This is a genomic window from Streptomyces gilvus, assembly GCF_022513565.1.
Classification (GTDB): domain Bacteria; phylum Actinomycetota; class Actinomycetes; order Streptomycetales; family Streptomycetaceae; genus Streptomyces; species Streptomyces gilvus.
The window spans coordinates 53677-79539 of record NZ_JAKWBE010000007.1; the positions used below are offsets into that span (position 1 = coordinate 53677).

Below are 25863 nucleotides of genomic sequence, written 5' to 3' on the forward strand. Positions count from 1 at the left end.
CGAGCCTATCGGCCCGCACCGACATCCTGGTTGGGCGGTTCCTCACAGTTTGCTTGCGCGGCCGGCCCTTCCAGCAGCAGCCGCTCCAGCGCGGCCCGGTCCTGCAGACCCTGTGGTCGTACTACGTCACCGGTTCGGACGTACAGGAACGCCGCGTTGACGGACTCCAGCGGAACGCCCTGCTGCTCGGCCCAGGCGAGCCGGTACAGGGCGAGCTGGAGGGGGTCGGCGGTGCGGGTGCGGCTGGTCTTCCAGTCGACGATCTCGTAGGTCGTCCCGTCGCCGTCGCCCTCCTTGTAGACGGCGTCGATCCGGCCCCGGACCACCCGGCCGGCGATGACGAGCTGGAAGGGTGCCTCGACGCGGTGGGGGGTGCGGTGGGCGTACTCGGTGCGCTCGAAGGCGTCCTTGAGGGCTTCCAGGTCGCGTTCGTCGGCGATCTCGGCGTCGCTGCCGGGCAGTTCCTCGGGCTCCAGCACGGGCAGGGTCAGTTCCTCGAAGCGGGCCTCGACCCAGGCGTGGAAGCGGGTGCCCCGGCGCGCGGCGGGTTGCGGAGGGCGTGGCATGGGGCGGGCGAGTTCCTGTGCGAAACCGTCCGGGTCGGCGGCCAGGCGCAGCACCTGGGAGGCGGTGAGCGAGGCGGGCAGGGGGACGTCGGTGACGGCCTCCCGCGCGCGGAGGAGTTCACCGGTGAGGGCGTCGAGCTCGCGGTCCCAGGAGGCGATGGCGCGGGCTTCCTCCGGGGTGAGCCGGGTGGGGCGGGCTTGCTCCGGAGCGAGCCCGGCGCGGCCTTCCTCGGGGGTGAGCCGGGAGCGGGCCGTCGCGGGGGCCGTCCCACGCGCGTGTGCGCTCTCGTCGGCGTCGCGCTCCGGGGCTCCGGCCTGGTGCGGGACGGTCGGGCGGTCCGTGGTCAGGGAGTCCCAGTCGGCGGGTTCCTCGTCCGGGAAGGGTTCCTCCTCGTAGGGCTCGTCGTCGTCCGGTGGCGGCGGCCAGTCCGGGTCCTGGTGGTCGTCGGGGTCGTGCACGGCCGCGGGGTGGCCGTCCGCGTGGGAGGCGAGGTCCTCCAGGTGGGCCAGGACGGTCTCGGCGGCGGCCCGTCGACGGGTGAGGGACGTCTCGTCGAGGGGCAGGGGCCAGACCTGGTCGGCGTCCGCGGCGTGCAGGGCTGGGTTCTCCGCGTCCTCGGCGGGCTCGTCGGCCCAGGCCTCGATCTCGCCGTACCCGGCCGCGCAGTGGTCGTGAAGGGCCTGCAGGAAGTCGGAGGGGCCGCGTGGCCTCTTCTGGGTGGGGCCCCACCAGTGGCCGGATCCGAGAAGGAGGGTGCGGGGGCGGGTGAAGGTGACGTAGCCGAGGCGGAGTTCCTCGGTGTGCTGGTGGTCCTTCATCGCCTCCTGGAAGGCCTTCAGGCCGCGCGCGTCCCAGGACGTGACGTCGGGCAGGGTGTCGGCGTCGCCGCGCAGTTCGTGCGGCAGCACCTTGCCCTGCGCGGTCCACTTCTCGCGGCCCTTGGTGCTGGGGAAGGTGTCCTTGACCAGGCCGGGGACGGCGACGACGTCCCACTCCAGGCCCTTGGACTTGTGGGCGGTGAGCACCTTCACGGTGTTCTCGCCGCCCGGCAGGGCGTTGTCCAGGCCCTTCTCGTACTGGGCGGCCGTCCGCAGGAAGCCCAGGAAGGCGAGCAGGGTCGCCTCGCCGTCGCCGGCGGCGAAGGAGGCGGCGATGTCCAGGAAGTTCGACAGGGTCTCGCGGCGCCGCGCGGCCAGGGCGTGCGGGGACGCCGACAGCTCGACCTCCAGACCGGTGACGGCGAGGACCCGGTGCAGCACGTCCATCAGCGGGTCGGCCAACGACCGGCGCAGGTCGCGCAGTTCGGCGGCGAGGCGGGCGAAGCGCACGCGCGCGTCCGGCGAGAACGGCAGCCCGTCGTCCGCCTGCTCGGCGTCCAGCGGCAGCTCCAGGAAGGTCTCCAGGGCGTCCGCGAGCGATATCACCTCGGACGGGTCGACTCCCTCCACGGCCTCGGCGAGCCTCCGGTCCCGGTCGTCGCCGCTGTCCACGCGCGCGTGGGCGACGAGAAAGCGGGCGCGGCGCCCCAGGAGGGCGAGGTCGCGCGGGCCGATGCGCCAGCGCGGGCCGGTCAGCAGACGTACCAGGGAGGCGTTGGCGCCGGGGTCCTGGAGGACCTCGCAGACGGCGACCAGGTCGGCGATCTCGGGCAGGTGCAGCAGCCCGGACAGGCCGACGACCTCGACGGGGACGTCCCGGGCGACCAGGGCGCCCTGGATCTCGGCGAAGTCGGTGGCCGTACGGCACAGGACGGCGATCTCGCCGGGCGCCTTGCCGGTGCGCACGAGGTGGGCGATGGAGTCGGCGACCCACTCGATCTCCTCGGCATGGGTGGCGAGCAGGGCGCAGCGGACCATGCCGTCGCGTTCGGCGCCCGGGGCGGGACGCAGGGCCTGCACGCCCGCGTGCATGGCCCGCAGGGGTTCGGCGAGGCCGTTGGCGAGGTCGAGGAGGCGGCCGCCGCTGCGGCGGTTCTCGCTGAGCGCCTGACGGGTCGCGGGGCGGCCGTCGGGGTGCGCGAAGTGCTCCGGGAAGTCGTCCAGGTTGGCGACGGAGGCGCCGCGCCAGCCGTAGATCGCCTGGCAGGGGTCGCCGACGGCGGTCACCGGGTGGCCGGTGCCGTCGCCGAACAGGCCTGCGAGGAGGACGCGTTGGGCCACCGAGGTGTCCTGGTACTCGTCGAGGAGGACCACCCGGAACTCGTCGCGCAGGATCCGGCCCACCTCGGGGATCCGCGCGAGTCGCGCGGACAGGGCGATCTGGTCGCCGAAGTCGAGCAGGTCGCGGTCGCGTTTGGCGGCGCGGTAGCGGACCACCAGGTCGGCGAGTTCCCGGCGGGCGGCGGCGGCCTTGGGGACCTGCCGCAGGGCGTCGTTGCTGAGCCGGACACCGTCCAGGGTGGCGAGCAGTCCGGCGTCGTAGGACCGCGCGTCCTCGGGTCGTACGAGGTGCTCGGCGAGTTCGGCGTCGAGGGCGAGCAGGTCGCTGACGAGGTCGGCGAAGGAGCGGGTGAGCGCGGGGTAGGGGCCGGGGGCCTCCCTCAGCACGCGCGCGGCGAGCTGGAAACGGGTGGCGTCGGCGAGCAGCCGGGAGGTCGGCTCCAGGCCGATGCGCAGGCCGTGGTCGGTCAGCAGGCGGCCCGCGAAGGCGTGGTAGGTGGAGATCACCGGCTCGCCCGGCGGGTTGTCGGGGTCGATGACGTCCGGGTCGGTGACGCCCGCCTTGATCAGCGCCTTGCGCACGCGTTCGGCGAGTTCGCCGGCCGCCTTGTTGGTGAAGGTGAGGCCGAGGACCTGCTCGGGGGCGACCTGGCCGGTGCCGACCAGCCAGACCACGCGGGCCGCCATCACCGTCGTCTTGCCCGAGCCGGCTCCGGCCACGATCACCTGCGGGGCGGGCGGCGCGATGATGCAGGCCGTCTGCTCCGGGGTGAACGGGATCCCGAGGAGTTCCTTGAGCTGATCGGGATCGGTGATACGGGGCGGCACGTCACAGAGGCTAGCGGCGGTCACTGACAGCGGAGGCCGGATCGCCGCCGGAGCCGGGGGAAAACGCAGGTCAGCACGCGTGGTGTCGTCGATCACCCGGGTTACTCGACGACGTGCCGTCCCTCTGGCCGGGCGCTGCAGGACGCCTGGAACGCGCAGTGTGCGCAGTGTTGTCCGGTGGCGGGCGTGAACCGTTCGTCGAGCACCTTCCCGGCGGCCGTGGCCAGCAGTTCGCCGACCCACTCCCCTTCGAGTGGTTCCTGGGCCTGCACCCTGGGCAGGGTCTCGCCGCCGTCGCGCTGGGCGGCGCCCTGGCGCAGCTGGACCAGTTCGGCGCCGCCGGGCTCGGGGCGGGCCCCGTCGAACGCCTCGTCCACGGCGCCCTCGCGGACGGCGAGCTGGTAGACGGCGAGCTGGGGGTGGCGGGCCACCTCGGCCTTGCTGAGGGGCTGTTTGCCGGTCTTGAAGTCGACGACGTAGGCCCGCCCTTCGCCGTCCCTCTCCACGCGGTCCATCTGGCCGCGGATGCGGACCTCGTAGTCGCCCGCTTCGAGGGTGACGTCGAAGTCGTGCTCGCTGGCCACGGGGCTGCGGCCGGTGCGGTCCATGACGTGCCATTTCAGGAAGCGTTCGAGCGCCACGCGCGCGTTCTCCTTCTCCTGCGCCGACTTCCACGGCGCGTCGAAGGCGAGCGCGTTCCACACGGAGTCGAGGCGCTCCATCAGGACGGCGAGGTCTGCGGGGGTGTGCCCGGAGGCGACCTCGTCGGCGAGGACGTGCACGACGTTGCCGAAGCCCTGGGCGGCCGTCGCCGGTGCGTCGGCCTTCACCTCACGGCCCAGGAACCACTGCAGGGCGCAGGTGTTGGCGAGCTGGTCGAGGGCGCTGCCGGAGAGCACGACGGGCTGGTCGCGGTCGCGCAGGGGGACCTTGCTCTCGGTCGGCTCGTACATGCCCCACCAGCGGTAGGGGTGGGCGGAGGGGACGAGCGGGCGGCCGTCCTCGTCGGCGAGCGCGGCGAGACGGGCCAATCGGTGGGCGGCGGCCTCTCGGAGGGTGTCCGAGACGCGCGGGTCGACCGTCGTGGCGCGCAGTTCGGCGACGAGCGCGGCGACGGAGAGCGGGCGGCGGGGGCGACCGGTCACGTCCCTGGGTTCGACGCCGAGTTCGGTGAGGAAGCGGGAGGGCTGGTCGCCGTCGTCGGCGGCGGCCTTCACGGCGGTGACGACGAGTCGTTCACGCGCGCGTGTGGCGGCGACGTAGAACAGGCGGCGCTCTTCCGCGAGCAGCGCGCCCGGGGTGAGCGGTTCGGCGAGTCCGTCGCGTCCGATGCGGTCGGCCTCCAGCAGCGAGCCGCGGCGGCGCAGGTCGGGCCACAGCCCCTCCTGGACACCGGCGACGACGACCAGGCGCCACTCCAGTCCCTTGGAGCGGTGCGCGGTCATCAGGCGTACGGCGTCGGGACGTACCGCGCGTCGTGTGAGGGTGTCGGCGGCGATGTCCTCGGCGTCGGTCTCCTCCAGGAAGTTGAGGGCGCCCCGGCCGCCGGTGCGCTCCTCCGCGCGCGCGGCGGTCGCGAACAGCGCGCAGACGGCGTCGAGGTCGCGGTCGGCGTTGCGTCCGGCCGCGCCGCCGCGCCGGGCGGACCGCTCCAGGCGCGCGGGCCAGGGTGTGCCCTCCCACAGGTCCCACAGCGCCTCTTCGGCCGTACCGCCGCCCGCGAGGCGCTCCCGGGCCTTGCGCAGCAGCGCGCCGAGCCGCTGGGCGCCGCGCGCGTACGCGGGGTCGTGCACGGCCAGGCGCTCGGGCTCGGCGAGCGCCCGCGTGAGCAGTTCGTCGGACGGCGGCGGCAGGGGGTTGCCCCCGGCCCGCTCCTCGTCGCGCAGAGCACGGCCGAGACGGCGCAGGTCGGCGGCGTCCATGCCGGCGAGGGGTGAGGCGAGGAGGCTGAGAGCGGTTTCGGTGTCGAGCCAGCAGGGTTCGCTCCCGTCCTCGTCGTCACCCCGCACGTCCCCGTCGGCCACCGCCGAGCCCGACTCCGCCGTCGCCACCGCCCGTAGGGCCGTGAGCAGGGGGGCCACCGCCGGTTCGTGGCGCAGGGGGAGGTCGTCGCCGTCGATGTCCAGGGGGACGCCGGCCGCGGTGAGGGCTCGGCGGACCGTCGGGATGGTGCGGGAGCCGGCGCGGACCAGGACGGCCATCTCGCCCCAGGGCACGCCGTCCTCCAGGTGGGCCCGGCGCAGGATGTCGGCGATGTTGTCGAGTTCCGTACCGGGCGTCGGACAGGTGAAGACCTCGACGCGGCCGCCGTCCCGTACGGGGGCGAGTTCGCGGTGCGCGCGTACCTTCTCCGCCGGGAGGCGGGTCAGGGGCATGCGCTGGGTGAGCAGACGGGTCGCGGTGAGCAGGGCGGCGCCGGAGCGACGGGAGGTGCGCAGGACCTCCACGGGCGCCGGACGGCCGTCTGCGCGCGGGAAGGTCTCCGGGAACTCCAGGATGCCGTTGACGTCGGCGCCGCGGAACGCGTAGATCGACTGGTCGGGGTCGCCGAAGGCGACCAGGGTGCGGCCGCCGCCCGCGAGGGCGTGCAGCAGCCGTACCTGCGCCGCGTCGGTGTCCTGGTACTCGTCGACGAGTACGGCGTCGTACTGCGCCGCCAGCCGTTCGGCGACCTCGGGGCGGCGGGCGAGGAGGACCGCGCGATGGACCAGTTCCGCGTAGTCGAGCACGCCCTGCAGGTCGAGCACGTCCAGGTACTCGGCGAGGAAGGCGGCCGCGGCACGCCAGTCGGGGCGCCCGGTACGGCGGGCGAAGGCGTCCAGGGCGCCCGGGCCGAGGCCCAGTTCACGGCTGCGGGCGAGGACGGCCCGGACCTCGTCGGCGAAGCCCCGGGTGGTCAGACAGGCGCGCAGTTCGTCGGGCCAGCGCACGTGCGCGAGACCCAGCCGCTGCAGGTCGGGCTGCCCGGCGAGCAGTTCACGGACGGCGACGTCCTGCTCGGGACCGGACAGCAGCCGCAGCGGCTCCACGAAGAGGTCGCTGTCCTGGTGGGCGCGGACCAGGGCGTAGCAGAACGAGTGGAAGGTGGTCGCCCGGGGCGCGCGGGCGGCCCCCACGCGCAGCGCCATGCGGTCGCGCAGTTCGACGGCGGCCTTGCGGCTGAACGTCAGCACCAGGATGCGCTCGGGGTCACCGCCACGGGCGATTCGCGCCGCCACCGACTCGACGAGCGTGGTGGTCTTCCCGGTGCCCGGACCTGCCAGGACGAGCAGCGGACCACCGGTGTGGTCAACCACGGAGCGCTGTGCGGCGTCCAGACGAGGGGGGGCCGGCCGGGCGGGCGGGGTACGCACCAGTCGGTAAGCGCCACGGTTCCCCTGGCGCACCTGGGGGTGCGCCAGGCGCCTGGTGGAGGAAGAGGAGCTCACGTGGTTCGCCGGTCCTGGTGGGTGTGCTGGTTGTCGGACCACCGTGCGTGCAGGACGGTGATCGGGGGGTGAGGGGGGAACGCTCAGCCGACGCTACGCCGACGGACGACTCGGAAGCAGAGCTTCCGCTTCTTCCCTCCGGCCACTCTCGACACGTACGCCCCTCGCCCCACGAACGTACGTCATGGCACGGACGTGCCCCGCTTCCCCCGTACGGATCACGGGTCACACACGGGTTCGCCCGATGGCGGAAGCTGTCAGGTGTGAGTCTCCGCCCGTCCGCCGCCGTCCCACCGCGCCCGCTTCATGTCGAGGTGCGGCAGATGGCCCTCGGTTGCCCTGCTCGCCTCCTTCAGCGGTGTGCCCTCTACGCGGTAGTGGTCAAGCGCGCGCAGTTCGTGTCCCGGGAGCAGGACGCCGTCCGCGCGGACCACGCGCCACCACGGCACCGCTCCCCCGTAGAGGGCCATCACCCGTCCCACCTGGCGCGGGCCGCCCTCCTCCAGCCACTCGGCGACGTCGCCGTAGGTCATGACACGCCCGCGCGGGATCAGTTCGGCCTCCAGGACGCGCTCGGCGTACTCCGGCAGCGCGTCCGGACCGTCCTCGGGCGGCAGGCTCTCCTCACTCATCCGGCCCATCCTGCCGCACTCCACCGACAGTGTGATCGGCCGGCCACTGTGCGTATCCCTCGCCCCCGCGTGGGACTTGGGGCAGACTGTGCGCCCCCGCGTCCGCACCCTGACGCCCCCGTGTGTCGGTGGGGCATGCCACCATCATGCGGGCGGTGAGCGGTGATACGAGATCAAGAAGAGACGATGAAGCAACAGGGTGTGCACCCGGAGGACGCGCAGAGCGCGTCCGGCGCTTCGTCGCGTCCGGACACCGACCCCGACGCCGAGAGCGCCTCCGGGAAGGACGCCGGCGGGGACGACGCGCAGTTCGTCGAAGAGGCGCACATCGACGAGGTGGAGGGCGACGAACCGCTCCTGCCCGCGCGCGTGCACCGGCCCTCCGACCTGATGCGCCTTCTGGTGGGGCTGCTCGGGATCATCCTGCTCCTCGCGATCGCCGCGTTCGCGCACGGCACCACCTCGGGGCTCGAACAGGACATCAACAAGGGCACCGGTCAGGCGCCCGACCTGCTCATCAAGATCGCCGGACTGGCCTCCAGCATCGCGATCCTGCTGGTGCCGGTCGCGTTCGCGATCGAGCGGCTCATCAAGCGCGACGGGCTGCGCATCGCCGACGGTGTGCTCGCGGCGGTCCTGGCACACGGCGTGACGCTCGCGACCGACCTGTGGGTGGCCAAGGCCGCCCCGAACTCCATCCAGGAGGCGCTCACCCAGCCCTCCCCCGGCGACATCCACGCGCTGACCGACCCGGTGCACGGCTATCTCGCCCCGGTCATCGCGTACATGACCGCCGTCGGCATGTCCCGGCGGCCGCGCTGGCGCGCGGTGCTGTGGATCGTGCTGCTCCTCGACGCGTTCTCGATGCTCGTCACGGGTTACACGACACCGTTCTCGATCATCCTGACGGTGCTGATCGGCTGGACCATCGCCTACGGCACGCTCTACGCGGTCGGCTCGCCCAACGTCCGCCCCACCGGGCGGACGCTGATGGCGGGCCTGCGGCACGTGGGGTTCCGTCCGGTGACGGCGTCCCGCGAGGAGATGCCGGAGAACCCGGAGACCGGCGACCGGGGCCGGCGCTACTTCGTCACCCTCGAGGACGGTCCGCCGCTGGACGTCACGGTGGTCGACCGGGAGCAGCAGGCACAGGGCTTCTTCTACCGCGCGTGGCGCAACCTGACCCTGCGCGGCTTCGCCACCCGCAGCAGCCTTCAGTCGCTGCGCCAGGCCCTGGAGCAGGAGGCGCTGCTGGCGTACGCGGCCATCGCGGCCGGCGCCAACGCCCCCAAGCTGATCGCGACCTCCGAACTCGGTCCCGACGCGGTGATGCTGGTCTACGAGCACACCGGCGGGCGCACGCTCGACTCTCTGGCGGACGACGAGATCACCGACGCACTGCTGCACGACACCTGGCACCAGGTACGGGCGCTGCAGTCCCGGCGGATCGCGCACCGCAGGCTGGTGGGCGACGCGATTCTGGTGGATCGTTCCGGCACGGTCATCCTGACCGACCTGCGGGTCGGCGAGATCGCGGCCGGCGATCTGCTGCTGCGCATGGACGTCTCGCAGCTCCTGGTGACGCTCGGCCTGCGGGTGGGCGCGGAGCGGGCGGTGGCGTCGGCGGTGGGTGTGCTCGGCCCGGACGCCGTGGCCGACTGTCTGCCGATGCTGCAGCCCATCGCGCTCAGCCGCACCTCCCGCGCGACCCTGCGCAGGCTGGCCAGGGAGCGGGCCCAGCGCGAGCGGGAGGCGGTCCTGGAGGCCTCCCGGCAGGCCAAGCAGGCCCGTCTGGAGGCGGCCGAGGAGCACACCCGCGCCGCGCTCGAGAAACCCGACAAGAAGGCCGTGCGGGCGGAGCAGCGGGCCGAGAAGCGGGCCATCGACGAGGCCATCGAGGAAGCGCGTGAGGAGGATCTGCTGACCCAGATCCGGCACCAGGTGCTCCTCATCAGACCGCAGGCGCCGGTCGAGCCGGCCCGGCTGGAGCGGGTGCGGCCGCGCACCCTGATCAGTTTCATCGCGGGCGCCATCGGCGCGTACTTCCTGCTGACGCAGCTCACGCACATCGAGTTCGGGCCGCTGATCGAGAACGCGCAGTGGGGCTGGGTGCTGGCGGCCGTGGTGTTCTCGGCGGGCAGCTACTTCGCGGCGGCGATGGCGCTGCTGGGGTTCGTGCCGGAGCGGGTGCCGTTCCTGCGGGCCGTGGGGGCGCAGGTCGCCGGGTCGTTCGTCAAGATCGTCGCGCCGGCCGCGGTGGGCGGTGTCGCGCTCAACACCCGCTTCCTGCAACGCGCGGGCGTGCGGCCCGGTCTCGCGGTCGCCAGCGTGGGCGCCTCGCAGCTGTTCGGGCTCGGCTGCCACATCCTGATGCTGCTGTCGTTCGGCTATCTGACCGGCACCGAGAAGACGCCGTCGCTGTCGCCGTCCCGCACGGTCATCGCGGGCCTGCTCACCGTGGCGGTTCTCGTCCTCGTGGCCACCTCCGTGCCGTTCCTGCGGAAGTTCGTCGTCACGCGCGTGCGCTCGCTCTTCGCGGGTGTCGTGCCGCGCATGCTGGACGTGCTGCAGCGCCCGCAGAAGCTGGTCACCGGCATCGGCGGCATGCTGCTGCTGACAGCCTGCTTCGTGATGTGCCTGGACGCCTCGATCCGCGCCTTCGGCCAGCAGGGAACCTCGCTCAGCATCGCCAGCGTCGCCGTGGTCTTCCTCGCCGGCAACGCGCTCGGCTCGGCGGCCCCGACCCCCGGTGGCGTCGGCGCGGTGGAGGCGACCCTGACGGTCGGTCTGATCGCCGTGGGCCTGCCCAAGGAGGTCGCCGCCCCGGCCGTGCTGCTGTTCCGGCTGCTGACGCTGTGGCTGCCGGTCCTGCCGGGTTGGCTGGCCTTCAACCAGCTCTCCCGCAAGGGCGCGCTGTAGTACGAGAGCAGGCGGTACGACGGCTGTACGCGCGCGTACCTCATACGGCCCGTGCCCCGAGCGCCGGACCCGGCCCGGTCGCAGGATGGAGACATGCCGAAGTCTCCCCGCGCGCGTGCCGCTGCGCTGACCGCCACCGCCGTGCTGCTGTCCTCCGTGCTGGTCGGCTGTACCGGCGGAGACACCGATGACGGGGACCTGTCGGCGCAGAAACTGGACTGGAAGGACTGTCCGGCCCCGAACGCCGCGGAGGGCGGCGGCGACACCCCCTCCCCGCTGCCCAACGGCGGCACCTGGCAGTGCGCCACCATGAAGGCGCCTCTCGACTGGAACAAGCCCAAGGGCGACACCATCGGCATCGCGCTGATCCGGGCGAGGACGAGCGGCGCCGCGGACAGGCGCATCGGCTCGCTCGTGTTCAACTTCGGCGGCCCCGGCGGTTCCGGCGTCACCACACTGCCCGCCTTCGGCGCGGACTACGCGAAACTGCGCACCCGCTACGACCTGGTCAGCTTCGACCCGCGCGGAGTCGGCCGCAGCGCGCCCGTGACGTGCGAGAACGACCAGCAGCTCGACGCCTACTTCCAGCAGGACGCGACCCCCGACGACGCCGGCGAGCGCACCGTGTACCTGGACAACACCAAGAAGTTCAACGCGGCCTGCGAGAAGCACTCCAAGAAGGTGCTGCCCCATGTGCGGACCACGGACGCGGCCCGTGACATGGACCTGATGCGCCAGGTCCTGGGCGACAAGAAGCTGTACTACTTCGGCATCTCCTACGGCACCGAACTCGGCGGTGTCTACGCCCACCTCTTCCCCCGGCACGTGGGCCGGGCCGTCTTCGACGCGGTCGTCGACCCGACGCAGAACCCGGAGCAGGCCTCGCTCGGCCAGGCCAAGGGCTTCCAGCTGGCGCTCGACAACTACGCCGAGGACTGCACGTCGAAGCCCGAGCCGTGCCCGGTCGGCGACAGCGCGCAGGACGTGAAGAACCGTATCGCCACCCTGCTGAGGAACCTCGACAGCAAGCCGATCCCCGGCATCCTTCCCCGCCGGCTGACCCAGACCGCCGCCACCAACGGCATCGCGCAGGCCCTGTACTCGAAGGACTTCTGGCAGTACCTCACCGAGGGCCTGGAGCAGGCGTACCTGGGCGACGGCAAGGTCCTGATGCTGCTGTCCGACTCGATGAACGGCCGCAGCCAGAACGGCGAGTACAGCAACATCACCGCGGCCAACATCTCCATCAACTGCGCCGACGAGAAGCCCCGCTACAGCCCCGGGTACGTGGAGGGGAAGCTGCCCGAGTTCCAGGCCGCCTCGCCGCTGTTCGGGGACTTCCTCGCCTGGGGCATGGTCAGCTGCACCGACTGGGCGGTCGCCGGCGCGGCCGACCACCCCGACGTGAGCGCGCCCGGCGCCCCGCCGGTCCTGGTCGTGGGCAACACCGGCGACCCGGCCACGCCGTACGAGGGCGCCCGCAGGATGGTGGACGCGCTGGGGAAGGGTGTCGGTGTCGAGCTGACGTACAAGGGCCAGGGGCACGGCGCGTACGACAGCAAGAACAAGTGCGTGCAGAGCGCGGTGAACGGCTATCTGCTGGACGGCAAGGTGCCGCCGGCCGGAACCGTCTGCTCCTGACGGCCGACCGGATTCCGGTTGAATGCGCAGGTCAGAAGGTTATCCACAGGGCTGCGCGGGTCCGACGCGATCCGCCTACCATGGCCGGACAGCCGTTCGCCGCACGGTGCGGACGGCCCTTCAGGGGGGAACGCACATGGCGCGATTCGTACGGTGGACGGCGTTCGGGGCCGCCGCCGCACTGCTGTTGGCCGGATGTGGCGGCGGTTCGTCGTCCGACGACAAGAGTGACAAGGGAGGCGGAAGGACGAGCGCGGCCGCCTCGCCGTCGGACGGCTCCTCGAGTACGACCACCGCGCTGCCGTCCTCTCTGACCGCGCAGAAGCTCGCCTGGGGGCGCTGCAAGGCCACCGCGGACTCCCCCGCCCCCGGCAGCGACTGGCAGTGCGCGACCCTCAAGGCCCCGCTGGACTGGTCGAAGCCGGACGGCCGCACGATCGACCTCGCCCTCATCCGCGCCCGGGCGAACGGCGGCAAGCGCATCGGCTCGCTGCTGTTCAACTTCGGCGGCCCGGGCGGCTCGGGCGTGTCCGTGATGCCGCAGTACGCGGCCACGGTGTCCAAGCTGCGCGAGCGGTACGACCTGGTGAGCTGGGACCCGCGCGGGGTGGCGGCCAGCGAGGGGGTGCGCTGCCGCAGCGACAAGGCCATCCAGGCCGCGGAGGACATCGACGCCACCCCCGACACCGCGGCCGAGGAGAACGCGTACTTCCAGGACGCCGTGTCCTTCGGCAAGGGCTGCCAGAAGGCCGCCGGAAGTCTGCTGGCGCACGTGTCGACGACCGACACCGCCCGCGACATGGACCTGATGCGTCAGGTCCTCGGCGACACGAAGACGCACTACTTCGGCATCTCGTACGGCACCGAGCTGGGCGGTGTCTATGCCCATGTGTTCCCGCAGCACGTGGGACGGCTGATCCTGGACGCGGTCGTGGACCCGACCGCCGACTCCGTGGGACACGCGGAGAACCAGGCCAGGGGGTTCCAGCGGGCCCTGGACGACTATCTGAAGTCGACCGGCCAGGACCCGAAGCAGGGCACCGAGAAGATCGCGGATCTGGTGAAGCGGCTCGACGCGGCCCCACTGCCGACGTCGTCCGGACGCAAGCTGACCCAGTCGCTCGCCCTCACCGGCATCGTCCTGCCGCTCTACAGCAAGTCCGGCTGGCCGACCCTGACCAGCGCCCTGGACGCGGCACAACAGGGCGACGGCTCGGAGCTGCTGCAACTCGCCGACGGCTACAACGAACGCGACGCCTCCGGGCACTACGGCACGACGACCCACTCCCAACGGGTCATATCGTGCCTGGACGACAAGCAGCGGCCGACCGCCGAGCAGACCCGGAAGCTGCTGCCGACGTTCGAGAAGATCTCGCCGGTGTTCGGGGACTTCCTCGGCTGGGACACAGCAGGCTGGTGCCACGACTGGCCGGTGGCCGGGCAGTACGACACCCCGGAGGTGAGCGCGGCAGGTGCGGCGCCGATCCTGGTGGTCGGCAACACCGGCGACCCGGCGACACCGTACGAGGGCGCCCGGAAGATGGCCGACGAGCTGGGCAAGGGCGTCGGTGTGGAGCTCACCTGGAAGGGCGAGGGACACGGGGCGTACGGGAGCGGGAGCGACTGCGTCGACTCGACGGTGAACGCGTACCTGCTGGACGGGAAGGTGCCGCGGGACGGGAAGGTCTGCGCCTCGTAGCCGGGGCTCCGGCACCTGGGGCAGCCCGGACTCCGGCACCTGGGGCGCTTCTCCCCCGGGCGACGGAAAGGGGCCCGGCACGCGCGGTGCCGAGCCCCTTCCGGGAAAGCCTGTGTCTAGTAGACCGGCTTGTGCGGTTCGATCTGGTTGACCCAGCCGATCACGCCGCCGCCCACGTGGACGGCGTCGGAGAAGCCGGCGGACTTCAGGACCGCGAGGACTTCCGCACTGCGGACACCCGTCTTGCAGTGCAGGACGATCCTCTTGTCCTGCGGGAGGGCCTCCAGGGCGGTGCCCATGAGGAACTCGTTCTTCGGGATCAGCCTGGCGCCGGGGATCGAGACGATCTCGTACTCGTTGATCTCGCGGACGTCGATGATCTCGATGTTCTCGCCGTCGTCGATCCACTCCTTGAGCTGCTTGGGAGTGATCGTCGAGCCGGCCGCCGCCTCCTGGGCCTCCTCGGAGACGACGCCGCAGAAGGCCTCGTAGTCGATGAGCTCGGTGACGGTCGGGTTCTCGCCGCAGACCGCGCAGTTCGGGTCCTTGCGGACCTTGACCTGGCGGTACTGCATCTCCAGGGCGTCGTAGATCATCAGTCGGCCGACCAGCGGCTCGCCGGTGCCGGTGAGGACCTTGATGGCCTCGGTGACCTGGATGGAGCCGATGGACGCGCACAGCACGCCCAGGACGCCGCCCTCGGCGCAGGAGGGGACCATGCCCGGCGGCGGGGGCTCGGGGTAGAGGCAGCGGTAGCAGGGGCCGTGCTCGGACCAGAAGACGGAGGCCTGACCGTCGAAGCGGTAGATCGAGCCCCACACGTACGGCTTGTTCAGCAGCACGCACGCGTCGTTGACCAGGTAGCGGGTGGCGAAGTTGTCCGTGCCGTCGACGATCAGGTCGTACTGGCTGAAGATGTCCATCACGTTGTCGGCCTCGAGCCGCTCCTCGTGAAGGATCACGTTCACGTACGGGTTGATGCCGAGGACGGAGTCACGGGCGGACTCGGCCTTGGAGCGGCCGATGTCGGCCTGGCTGTGGATGATCTGGCGCTGCAGGTTCGACTCGTCGACCTCGTCGAACTCCACGATGCCGAGGGTGCCGACGCCCGCGGCGGCCAGGTACATCAGCGCCGGCGAGCCCAGGCCGCCGGCGCCGACACAGAGCACCTTGGCGTTCTTCAGCCGCTTCTGCCCGTCCATCCCGACGTCCGGGATGATCAGGTGGCGGGAGTACCTGCGGACCTCGTCTACGGTGAGCTCAGAGGCTGGCTCGACCAGGGGTGGCAGCGACACGGGGACTCCGTTGATCGGTCAATCACTACAGTTGTTCTCCCTGTAACACTGCCACGGCCTTCTTCATTCCGAGACACCCGTCCCGATCCGCGAGACGATTTCGTCCCAGTAGCCGGGCATGGTCTCCCAGGGGTCGCCGCGGCCGCCGTGGTCCGTGCGGTCGGTGAACCAGACGGTCGCCGCGCCCTGCCAGCGGGCGATGCGCAACGCCTCCTCCAGGTGCGGGCGGGGCACTCCGTGGACGAGGTGGCAGAAGCGCTCGGGCGGGTGGTCGGCGGTCCACTCCGCCACCTGCGACCAGCGGTAGTCGCTCCAGGGTCCGGAGTACGTCACCAGTTGGTCGGCGCACTCGGCGTAACCGGGGTGTGGATGGGTGCCGTGGCCGAGGACGATGTGGGCGTTGTCACGGACCGCGCGCAGGGTGGTGACGATGCGGCGGACCTCCGGCAGACAGACGTGCTCGCTCGGGCAGCGGTCCAGGAGGAAACCGTCGACCTGGTACCAGTCGAGGTAGCGGTTCGCGTCCCGGACCAGTTCGCCGAAGCCGCGGGCTCCGCGGACGGCCTCGAGACGGCCGAGGACGCGGACGCCCGCGTTGCGCAGGCGTCCGGCCGCCTCCAGGCAGTGCGGGTCGGGGCGGCTGCCGGGGCCGTCGGCGACGTTGAGGACGACCCAGTGCAGCGGAGTTCCCGGGCGGGCGAGTTCGCCCCACTCGGTGGGGGCGAGAAGGGGGTGGGCGTAGCCGGGGACGCCGAAGCCGGTGCGGACGTCAGTGCTCGTGGTGCCTGCTGTGGTGCTGGTCAGATGCGGCATGCCGCCTCCATCCAGATGTCGGCGAGGGACTCTTCGAGGTTGATCCGGGGCCGCCAGCCGAGCCGGTCGCGCGCGGTGCGCACATCGGCCTGCTGCCAGCTGCCGCAGCCGTCGGGGTACGGGTACGCGACCGGGGCCGCGTGGTCGGAGTCCGCGCGCGGGTGGCCGATAGTGGCGCGCAGCGGTCCGGGCGGGCCGTCGAGCTCGTGCAGTGCGCCGCCGTATCCGGCCACGCGGGCGAGGGTGGCGGCGGCGTCGCGCAGACGGACCGCACGGCCCGAGCCGATGTTGATGACGCCCTGGGCGGCGGAGAGGCTCGCGGCGTGGACCGCGCGGGCCACGTCGCGTACGTCGACGAAGTCGCGCTGCGCGCCGAGGCCGCCGAGCTTGAGTTCGCCGTCGCCGGACTGCATGGCGCGGCGCATGGCCTCCGCGAGGCGGCCGAGCGGCGATCCGGCGGGCGTACCGGGGCCGGCCGGGGAGAAGACGCGGAGCACGACCGCGTCCAGGCCGGAGCCGAGGACCAGTTCGGTGGCGGCGAGCTTGCTGACGCCGTACGGGCCGCCGGGGCGGGGCACGGCGTCCTCCGCGGTGGAGGAGCCGGGCTGGCTCGGCCCGTACTCCGCGCCGCAGCCGATCTGGACGAGCCGGGCGCCGCAGCCGCTGCGGCGGAGGGCCTCGCAGACGGTGGCCACGGCGACGGTGTTGTGGCGGGTGAGTTCCCGGGCGCCGCCGCGCGTGGCACCGGCGCAGTTGATGACGACGCCGGGGTGGACCGCGTCGAGGAACCGGGTGAGGGCGCCGGGGCTGCCCGCGGCGAGGTCGAAGCGGACGTCTGCGTCGTCGCCGCGGCCGAGGGCGGTGAGCTGGACGGCCGGGTCGGCGAGCAGGCGGTCGGCGACGAAGCGGCCGAGGTAGCCGTTGGCTCCGATCAGCAGGACTCTCATCGGGCGGCTCCCGGGGCCGAGGCTTCGGGTCGGGAGGTGATCATCTGGGGTTCTCCTTCGGGGACAGGGCGCGTGCGGGTGCCTGCGGCGCTTTGGCCGGCGCTGGGTTGGGGGCGCCGGGGGCGGGGCTCGGGGGGTGGGCGGCTGCTTCTGCGGCTGCGGCTGCGGCCGCGGCTGCGCGGGGGGACGTGGCTGCACCCCGAGGGTCACGCCTGCCTGCGGCTGTGTGGGGGGACGTGCCTGCGGCGCCTGCGGCTGGGCGGTGGGGGTGCGCGTCGCGCCTGAACGGTGGGTGGGACGGGGCCGCGGTGGGGGGGTGTCCGTCCTCGGTCGGGCGGTGCCGTTGGTGCAGCGGTGCGCGGTGTTGACGCCCGCCGCTGCGGGTGGACATCCCCCGCCACGTCCCCTCCGCGCCGTGGGCGGCTGCGGCTCAGCACTGGGGCTCCGTGGGGGCATGGGCCGAGGCTCTGGTGAGGGTGCGGGTCGCATGGATCAGGAGGGGCAGTGCGGCCGCCGTGCAGGTGAGGGCCGGGACGGCGGCGGGGCCCCAGGTGTCGACGAGGGTCTCTACGGGGGTGGCCAGGAAGGCGCAGCCGGGGAGGCGGGCCGCGAAGGAGGTTGCCAGGGCCGTTGCCTCGGCTGCGGCTGCGGCGGCCAGGGCGAGCCTGGGGGCTCGGGGGAAGCCGTGGATGGTGAGGAGGCGGGCGAGGAGCAGGAGGGCGCCCAGGGGGAGGGTCTGGGCGTAGGCGGGGGGTTCGGGGAGGGTGGTGGTGCAGAGGATGAGGAGGGCGGTGAGGGTGGAGAGGTAGAGGGCGAAGGTGCCCAGGAGCAACGGGCGTACGGCGGTGGCGAAGTCCTGTAGGCCGCGGCTTGTGGGCAGTCTGTGGCGGGCTCGGGTGGTGAAGAGGTGGGTGGTCCAGGACGCGGGGGCGAGTGACCAGGCGAGGGCGAGGACGGGGGCCGTGGTGAGGGGCCAGGCCGTGGTGGTCGGTGGGGCGTCGGGGCCGCCGGTGATGGCCGCGTGGAGGAGGCCGTCGCCTAGGACGGTGTAGGTGATGAGCCAGTACGTCCAAGGGCCCGTGCGGGTGAGGGAAAGGGGGCGGATTGTGGCCAGGGGCCCGCGGGAGAGGGCGGCTCGGGCGCTGAGGGCCAGGGCGAGGGTGCCTGCTGCGGCCAGGGTCAGGCGGGTTTGGCCGTGGGTGAGGCGCAGGGCTGCCGTGGTCGCCGTGGCGATGGTGCCCGGGAGGAGCGTGAGCAGGATCCAGTCGGCTCGTACCCGGGGCGTGGCGAGGGGGGTGGTCCGGCGCTGGGGGTCCTCGTCGTGCGCGGCGCGGGCGAACATCTCCTCCGCCAGGGAGAACACGTCCCGGTGGCGGAAGCGGGCCGCGGTGCGGTCGGTGACGCCGTGCGCCTCCAGGCCGGCGGCGATCTCCAAGGGGTCCACGGCTCCTTCGCACAGGTCCCGGTGACGGTGCATCAGCGCTCGCACGGGGTCGGCGGTGGTACGGCGGGGTGTGGTGGGTTCCTGGCGGGCCGAGGTCGTTTCGGCCGTCGTCATCCGCTGCTGTGACCGTTCGTCCCAGGCGCCGGGGCTCTCCGGCGTGCCCGGGTGGTCCAGTTCTCCCAGGCCGCTCATCGTGCCCCCTCGGCTGCCGGCAGTGGTGGCGTGGGCCGTACCGCCCAGGAGGGGCCGCCGCGTGCCACCACGCGCGTGGCGGTGTGGGTCCAGCGGCCGGGGACGTGGGCCTCGGCCGGGGCGGCGAAGGGCAGTGGTTCTCCGGCGTCGTCCAGGACGACCCTGCGCACCGGCGTGCGCGAGACGATCTCCAGGTAAATGCCGTGAAATGCCGTGACGTTCTGCTCGACGGTGAACAGTTCGAGCGCACGCGCGCGTGCGGCCGCGCCGAGGCGCGCGCGGCGCTCGGGGTCGCGCAACAGCGCCACGCACGCCTCCGCGAGCGCCCGGGGGTTGCGTGGCGGTACGACGAGCCCCGTGCCGCCGATGACCTCGACGACAGCGCCGACGTCGGTGGACACCGTGGCGCGCCCGCAGAGCATGGCCTCGACCAGACTGACCGGGAAGCCCTCCACGACGCTGGACAGCAGGGTCACGGCGCCGGCCGCGTACGCGTCGGCCAGGGTCGGCAGTTCCGGGCCGCCGATCTCCTCGAAGGAGACCGGGTTGTCGCCGACGGAGTGCGGGCCCTCGGCCTCGTCGGGGAAGAGCTGGGCGGCGAGCGCCCGGCAGTGCCCCAGGTAGGCCTCGCCCTCGGGGCCGGCCGGGGCGCCGACGATCCGCAGCCGGGTCTTCGGCTCGTCCTTGCGGATCTCGGCGAAGGCGTGCAGCAGCGACACCAGGTCCTTGGCGGGTTCGACGCGGCCGACCCAGACCAGGGTGTCGGGCTCGGCGCCCTCCGTGGACTCGCCCACCTCCGCGAAGGGGGACGCGTCCATGCCCGGGTAGACCGTACGGATCTTGGCGCGGTCGGCGCCGCAGCGCTCCTGCCAGCGGCGGGCGTGCGCGTTGCCGGGTGTGACGACCGCGGCGCGGTCGTAGGTCTCGGCGGCGAGGCGGCCGTGGAAGGCGGCGAGCAGGGACCGGACGGCGGGCGGGGCGTCCGTCGCGGCGAGGTAGTGCGTGCGCAGCCGCACGCCGTACTCGGTCAGCAGCAGCGGTACGCCGAAGAAGTGGTGGGCGAGCAGGGCGGGAAGGGCGGCGGGGCCGCCGGAGGTCGCGTGGCAGAGGTCGACGGCGCCGAGTCCGTCGTCCTCGTACCAGTCGAGCGAGAGGGGGCGCAGGGCACGTTCGAGGTGCCCGGCCACGGTGAGCAGCTCGGGCACGCGGGCCTCGCGCGCCGTCCGCAGCGCACCCGGCGCACGACAGGCGCGCTCCAGGGCGCGTACGGCGCCCTCGGAGCGGAGCGCTCCCACCAGCCCGCCCTCGTCGCGGGCGAGTTCGGCGAGCCCGTACAGCGCGCTGCGGAAACGGTCCGCCTCGGCGGTCGGCGTCTCCGCGGAGGAGCCGCAGATCACGGCGGCCAGTTCGCCGTAGCACTCGGCGAACCGACGCCGCGCCCGCCGCCCGTGGACGACGCCGTCGTCCCGCGCCGTCCACAGCGGAGCCGTCCGCACCCGGCTGACCTGCGGCGGCAGCGGGATCCAGCCCTCGTCCTCCTGGCGCTCGCTGCGGCTGAGCGCGTAGAGGTCGAACTCGTGCTGCCCGAGCCCGCGCACGAGCCGGTCGCACCAGAGCCTGGCGTCACCGCTCACATACGGATAGCCACCCTCCGTAAGCAGTCCGATGCGCACGAGTGCACCCCCGATCTCCCGTATGGGGAGCCGCCGTTGACCCGGCGGCTCGCAGCGGGAAGAACGTATGCGGACAAGGCGGTGGCGCGACGGACGGTTGTCCGTCGCGCCACCAAAAGGGGTGAACGGTCGTAACTTTCCCGTGCGAGTCGCGTTCGATCGCGCTACGAGATCACTTGATTACCTGATGTCAGGCCGCGGCCAGCTCTCGTCGGGCCGCTCTGCGCCGGGCCGCGACCTCGGGGTCGAGGGCGGGTACGGCGGCCAGGAGCTGCCTGGTGTACGGGTCCTGGGGGGTGTCGTACACCTCGTCGGCGGTCCCGGACTCGACGACCCGGCCGTGGCGCATCACCGCGACCCGATCGCTGACCTGGCGGACCACGGCGAGGTCGTGCGCGACGAAGACCAGGGCGAGGCCGAGTTCACGCTGGAGTTCGGCGAGCAGGGCGACGACCTGGGCCTGAGTGGTCACGTCGAGCGCGGAGACCGGCTCGTCGCAGACGATGACGCGCGGGTCGGCCGCGAGCGCCCGCGCGATGCCCACGCGCTGGCGCTGGCCGCCGCTGAACTCGTGCGGGTAGCGGTCGTAGTGCGCACCTTCGAGCCCCACGCGCTCCAGCAGTTCCGTCACGCGCCCCCGGATGCGTTTCTCGTCGCGCTCGCCCCGCGCCCGGAGCGGGTCGGCTATCGACTCGCCCACGCTGCGGCGGGGGTTGAGGGACGAGACCGGGTCCTGGAAGACCATCTGCACCGCCGGATTCACCCCCACGCGCGCGTGGCCGTCGTCGCGGACCTCGCCCGCGGTCGGCTTCAGCAGCCCGACCAGCATCCGGCCCAGGGTCGTCTTGCCGCTGCCGCTCTCGCCGACGACCCCGAGGGTCTCGCCCCGGCGTACGGTCAACGACACATCGTCCACGGCGGTGAACGCCCGCTTGCCGCGCCCGAATTCACGTCGTAGCCCGACGGCCTCCAGGACGACGTCCTGGGCGGCGGGCGGCTGGTCAGGGCCGGTCTGTGTGGGGCCCTCGGGGGAGGCGCCGCCCCGGGCCTCCCGCGCCGGGAGCTCCGCGCGTGGCGCGTCCACGCGCGGGACCGCGGCCAGCAGTTCGCGCGTGTACGTCTGCGCGGGCGCCCCGAGCACGTCCGCCACGGGGCCGTGCTCGACCACGCGTCCGTGCCGCATGACCAGCACCTCGTCGACGCTCTCGGCGGCCACGCCCACGTCGTGGGTGACAAGCAGCAGCCCCATCCCGGTCTCCTCGCGCAGGGTGTGCAGCAGGTCGAGGATCTGGGCCTGGACGGTCACGTCGAGCGCGGTGGTCGGCTCGTCGGCGATCAACAGGTCGGGCTCGCAGGACAGCGCCATGGCGATGAGCGCGCGCTGGCGCATGCCACCGCTGAACTCGTGCGGTCGGGAACGGGACCGGCGTTGTGCGTCCGGAATCCCCACCCGGTCCAGCACCTCCACGGCACGCGCGCGTGCCGCTCGTCGCGACACGCGCGTGTGCACGCGGTACACCTCGGCGATCTGGTCGCCGATCGCGTAGTAGGGGTCGAGGGACGACAGCGGGTCCTGGAAGACCATCGCGGCCTTCGCACCGCGCAGCCGCCGCAACTCCTCGTCGGGCGCGGTCCGTACGTCGACGCCGGCGACCTCGACCGAGCCGCCGACCCGCGCTCCGGTGCCGCGGTGCAGGCCCAGCAGGGCCGACGCGACGGTGGACTTGCCGGAGCCGGACTCGCCGACCAGGGCCAGGGCGGCGCCCCGCGCCAGCGTGAAGGAGAGGCCGTCGACGGCCCTGAGGTCGCCGAACTCGACCGTCAGATCCGTGACTTGGACGAGACTCACGTCAGTACCACCCGTCGGTCTGCCACCGCGTACAGCACGTCCGCGACGGCGTTGGCGAAGACCACGAAGAACCCGATGACCAGGACCATCCCGACGACGACCGGCAGGTCGACCACATTGACCGCGTGGACGAGTTCCTGGCCGATGCCGGGCAGGCCGAAGAGGGTCTCGGTCAGCACCGCGCCGCCCACCATCGCGCCGACGTCGTTGGCGTTCAGCGCGATGATCGGCGCGAGGGCGCCGCGCAGGGCGTGGCGGCCGACGATCGACCGCTCGCCGACGCCGTAGGCGCGGAAGGTGCGGATGTGGTCCTCCGCGAGCGTCTCCAGCATCGACGCCCGGGTCAGCCGGGCGAAGTAGGCCGCCTCACCGAGGGCGAGGGTCAGCCAGGGCAGCAGCAGGTTCCACATCCACTGCTCGGGATCGTCGGAGAAGGAGACGTACTCCGGGAAGGGAAGCAGTTCCAGCTGCCCGCAGACCACGATCATCAGGACGAGGCCGATGACGAAGGACGGTGTGGCGACGCCCGCGAGGGTCACACCGGTCAGGGCTCGCTCGGTCAGCCGGCCGCGCCGCCAGGCGGAGAGCACGCCGGTGCCGACGCCCAGCAGCAGCCAGAGCACCATCGCGCCGAGCACCAGCGAGAGGCTGACGGGGAGCTTGCCCAGGATGATCTGCATGACCTGCTGGTCGCTCTGGTACGACAGCCCGAGGCAGGGCGCCGAGCAGTGCTCCACGGACGTGCCGGTCGAGTAGTCCTGGCCGACGACGATGCCCTGCAGGAAGTGCCAGTAGCGCAGGTACAGCGGGTCGTCGAGCTTGAGCTGCTGGGCGACCTGGTGGACCTGTTCGGGCGAGCAGCGCGGACCGCAGGTGATCTGGGCGACGTTGCCGGGGGTGGCGTAGAAGACCACGTAGACGATCACCGAGATGGCGAGCAGAGTGACGATCGCGCCCACGGCGCGGCGCAGGGCGAATCCGGGGAAGCCGGTCATGCCTTCGCCTCCCCCTTGCGACCGGTGCCGACGCGCAGACGCGAGGCCGCGCGCGGGTCGAGGGCGGTGCGTACGCCGTCGCCGAGGACGGTGAGGGCGAGGACGGTCACGAAGAGCGCGCCCGCGGGCAGCAGCAGGTACTGCGGGGCGGCCTGGTACCAGACGTTGGCCGAGGTGAGCATCTGTCCCCAGGACGGGGTGGGCGGTTTCACGCCGACGCCGAGGAAGGACAGGGATGCCTCGATGCCGATGTTGACGGGCACCATGAGCGCGGCGTACGTGATCACGGGAGCGGCCAGACCGGGGAGCAGCTCGCGTCGGGCGATCCTCAGGGTGGACCAGCCGCTGAGCCGGGCGGCGGCGACGTAGTCGAGTTCCTTGAGGGTGAGCGTCGCCGCGCGGGTGATCTTGGCGATGGTGCCCCAGGCGACGAAGCCGATGATGAGGGCGACCAGGACCGGCCTCGGGAAGCTGCCGGGGACGATGGCCAGCAGGGCCAACGCCATGATCATCAGCGGCATGGCCACGATGATGTCGCTGATGCGGCTCAACAGTTGATCAACCCATCGGTTGCCCAGTGCCGTCGCGATGCCGACGACGACACCGAGGAAGACCTGTACGGCGGTGGCTCCCAGCGCGACGCCCAGCGACACCCGGGCGCCGTACACCAGCCGGGCGAACAGGTCCCGCCCGGTCTGCGGTTCCACGCCCAGCCAGTGGTCGGCGCCGATCCCGCCGAAGGAGCCGATCGGCACACCTCCGCGCGCTGAGTCGACGAGGGACGGGTGGTAGGTGGTCGGGTCCTGGCCCTCGATGGCCGTGAGCAGCGGCGCGGCGAGCGCGGCGAGGACCAGCAGCGCGACGACGGCCGCCGCGACGAGGGCGGCGCGCTGCGCTCGCAGCCGCCGCCAGAACTGACGGGCCCCCGAGATCCCCGAAGCGGACGCCTCGGGGATCTCGGCGGCGACAAGTGCCTCGCTCACGGCGCTACTTCACCGCGACCTGCGAGATGTCCAGGACACCGGTCCAGTCGCTGATCACGACGTTCCTGATGTCCTTTCCGACCAGTCGCTTGTAGACGGGGTGGAACAGCGGCACGGTCAGCGCCTGCTCGCCGATCTTCTTGTCCAGCGCGCCCCACCTCTTGGCGGCGGCGTCAAGATCCGTCAACTTGTTGATCGCGTCAATCTCGGCATTGACCGACTTGTCGTTGAGCAGGCCCGTGTTGAAGTTGGCGCCGTCCCTGACGATCTGCCGGCCGTCGAAGATCGGCGCGAGGAAGGGGCCGCCGGAGGGCCAGTCGGCGCCCCAGTGGGCGAGGAAGAATCCGGGCTCGGTCTTCACGCTGTGGATCGTGTCGGAGTAGTCGTTGTCCTCCAGACCCTGCAGCTTGACGGTGATGCCGGCCTTCTTGAGGGCGTCCTGGATCGCGGTGGCGATCTCCGGGCTGGTCTCGAAGTCCTTGGCGTTGGAGTGGGTCAGGGTGACGGTGAGCCCGCCCGGGTAACCGGCCTCCTTCAGCAGTTCCTTGGCCTTGGCCGGGTTGCCGGTCGCACCCGCCGGGAAGAGGTCGTACGGCTCGTAGCCGAAGGACTTCTGGTTGGGCAGGAAGGTGGTCGCGGCCTCGGCGAGCGCGCTGCCGCCGGCCGCGTTGATCACGGACGACCGGTCGATGGCGTACGAGATCGCCTGGCGCACCTTGACGTTGTTGAACGGCTTGACCGTCGGGTTGAACGCTATGTAGTTCGTGTAGCCGAAGTGGCCGGTGCCGACGCGGGACGCGAGTTCCTTGTCGCCGGTGACCTTGGCGAGCTCGGCGGGGCCGAGGTTGGTGTCCGTCGTGACGGCGGCCGCGTCCGTGCCCTGGGACGCCGACAGCCGCTGGTTGATCACGGACGAGTCGAGCCCCGACTTCACGTCGACCTTGTCCGGGTACGCCTTGCGCTCGGCGTCCGTCGCCGCCGACCAGTAGGTGTTGCGCTCCAGGACGATGTGCTCACCGTTGTTGTCGTTCTCGACGACCTTGTACGGCCCTGACGAGATCGGGTGCTCGGCGTACTTCGTCCCCGTGTCCTTGCTCTGGGGCACGGGCGTGAACTGCGTCTGCGTGGCCAGGTACGGGAACTCGCCCTCGGGCTTGTTCAGATGGAAGACGATGGTCCGCGCGTCCGGCGTCTCGATCGCCGACAGGCCCTTCTTGTCCTTGTACGGGCCCTGGTAGTTCGCGGCGCCGACCAGCCAGTCCCGCAAGTAGGGGGCGCCGCCGGAGAGTTCGGGCGCGAAGGAGCGCTCGATGCCGTACTTGATGTCGGCGGACGTGATCGGCGTGCCGTCCTCGTACTTGAGGCCCTTCTTCAGGGTGTACGTCCACACGGTCGCGTCCTTGTTGGGGCGCCCGGTGTCGGTGGCGAGGTCGGGGACGACCTTGGCGCCGGCCGCGCCGTTCTCGCGGTTGCGAGTGGTGAGCGTACGGAAGACCAGGGAGGGGACGTTTCCGCCGCCGGAGGTGTAGAGGCGGGCGGGGTCGAAGTTCTCCTGGGGGCTGGAGTTCAGCACCGTCAGGGTGCCGCCCTTGTGGGGGGTGGAGTCGCCACCGGAGCCCTTGGCATCGTTGTCCTTCGGCCCGCAGGCGGCAGCGCCCGCTGCCAGGACCAGGCCTACGGATGCCGCGGCCACACGGCGGGCTGTGGGGGACGGATGACGCATCGGATGGACGACCTCTCGAATGGTGAGACGGATGGACGAGGAGTGAGACGAAAGTGAACAGACGTCTGCCCGGGCG

General features: G+C 72.3%; 15 protein-coding genes. 3 read left to right on the plus strand and 12 right to left on the minus strand.

Annotated features, from left to right (window positions below; genetic code table 11):
* Positions 1-5 precede the first annotated feature (5 nt).
* From MKW14_RS13235 to MKW14_RS13245, 3 genes are all read right to left on the minus strand, one after another.
* Positions 6-3554 carry an ATP-dependent helicase gene (locus MKW14_RS13235; protein WP_240862449.1) on the minus strand — a complete coding sequence of 1183 codons (3549 nt, stop codon included), beginning with the start codon at positions 3552-3554 and terminating at the stop codon, positions 6-8.
* Positions 3555-3655: 101 nt separating this feature from the next.
* On the minus strand, positions 3656-6982 hold the full coding sequence (locus tag MKW14_RS13240) for an ATP-dependent helicase (RefSeq protein ID WP_240862451.1): 3327 nt from the start codon (positions 6980-6982) through the stop codon (positions 3656-3658).
* A gap of 257 nt (positions 6983-7239) precedes the next feature.
* Complete coding sequence (locus tag MKW14_RS13245) at positions 7240-7614, minus strand: MGMT family protein (RefSeq protein ID WP_240862452.1); 375 nt, start codon at positions 7612-7614, stop codon at positions 7240-7242.
* A gap of 186 nt (positions 7615-7800) precedes the next feature.
* Between MKW14_RS13245 and MKW14_RS13250 the strand changes: the two genes are divergently transcribed.
* The 3 genes from MKW14_RS13250 to MKW14_RS13260 all read left to right on the plus strand — a co-directional run bounded on the left by MKW14_RS13250 (position 7801) and on the right by MKW14_RS13260 (position 13873).
* Positions 7801-10533, plus strand: coding sequence for a lysylphosphatidylglycerol synthase domain-containing protein (locus MKW14_RS13250; RefSeq protein WP_240862455.1), 2733 nt, complete (start codon positions 7801-7803; stop codon positions 10531-10533).
* A gap of 93 nt (positions 10534-10626) precedes the next feature.
* Positions 10627-12174, plus strand: a complete 1548-nt coding sequence (locus MKW14_RS13255; protein WP_240862457.1) for an alpha/beta hydrolase — start codon at positions 10627-10629, stop codon at positions 12172-12174.
* Positions 12175-12310: 136 nt separating this feature from the next.
* A complete protein-coding gene (locus MKW14_RS13260; RefSeq protein WP_240862459.1) occupies positions 12311-13873 on the plus strand; it encodes an alpha/beta hydrolase in 1563 nt (520 codons plus the stop codon).
* Positions 13874-13989: 116 nt separating this feature from the next.
* Here the strand turns inward: MKW14_RS13260 and moeZ are convergent, their stop codons facing one another.
* The 9 genes from moeZ to MKW14_RS13310 all read right to left on the minus strand — a co-directional run bounded on the left by moeZ (position 13990) and on the right by MKW14_RS13310 (position 25787).
* Complete coding sequence (moeZ, locus tag MKW14_RS13265; protein WP_240862461.1) at positions 13990-15168, minus strand: adenylyltransferase/sulfurtransferase MoeZ; 1179 nt, start codon at positions 15166-15168, stop codon at positions 13990-13992.
* Between the two features lie 63 nt (positions 15169-15231).
* Positions 15232-15981, minus strand: a complete 750-nt coding sequence (locus MKW14_RS13270) for a spherulation-specific family 4 protein (RefSeq protein ID WP_240862463.1) — start codon at positions 15979-15981, stop codon at positions 15232-15234.
* The gene (locus MKW14_RS13275; RefSeq protein ID WP_240862464.1) at positions 15969-16928 is read right to left on the minus strand and encodes an NAD-dependent epimerase/dehydratase family protein; all 960 of its coding nucleotides are present in this window, start codon (positions 16926-16928) and stop codon (positions 15969-15971) included. The genes MKW14_RS13270 and MKW14_RS13275 overlap by 13 nt, the downstream gene beginning before the upstream one ends.
* 430 nt (positions 16929-17358) lie before the next feature.
* A complete protein-coding gene (locus MKW14_RS13280; RefSeq protein ID WP_240862466.1) occupies positions 17359-18564 on the minus strand; it encodes a hypothetical protein in 1206 nt (401 codons plus the stop codon).
* Positions 18561-20237, minus strand: coding sequence for a DUF3492 domain-containing protein (locus MKW14_RS13285; protein WP_240862469.1), 1677 nt, complete (start codon positions 20235-20237; stop codon positions 18561-18563). The genes MKW14_RS13280 and MKW14_RS13285 overlap by 4 nt, the downstream gene beginning before the upstream one ends.
* Positions 20238-20427: 190 nt before the next feature.
* Positions 20428-22086, minus strand: a complete 1659-nt coding sequence (locus MKW14_RS13295) for a dipeptide ABC transporter ATP-binding protein (RefSeq protein WP_308314596.1) — start codon at positions 22084-22086, stop codon at positions 20428-20430.
* Complete coding sequence (locus tag MKW14_RS13300; RefSeq protein WP_240862470.1) at positions 22083-23081, minus strand: ABC transporter permease; 999 nt, start codon at positions 23079-23081, stop codon at positions 22083-22085. The genes MKW14_RS13295 and MKW14_RS13300 overlap by 4 nt, the downstream gene beginning before the upstream one ends.
* Positions 23078-24064, minus strand: a complete 987-nt coding sequence (locus MKW14_RS13305) for an ABC transporter permease (protein WP_240862472.1) — start codon at positions 24062-24064, stop codon at positions 23078-23080. The genes MKW14_RS13300 and MKW14_RS13305 overlap by 4 nt, the downstream gene beginning before the upstream one ends.
* Before the next feature lie 4 nt (positions 24065-24068).
* A complete protein-coding gene (locus MKW14_RS13310) occupies positions 24069-25787 on the minus strand; it encodes an ABC transporter substrate-binding protein (RefSeq protein ID WP_240862474.1) in 1719 nt (572 codons plus the stop codon).
* Between the last annotated feature and the right edge of the window lie 76 nt (positions 25788-25863).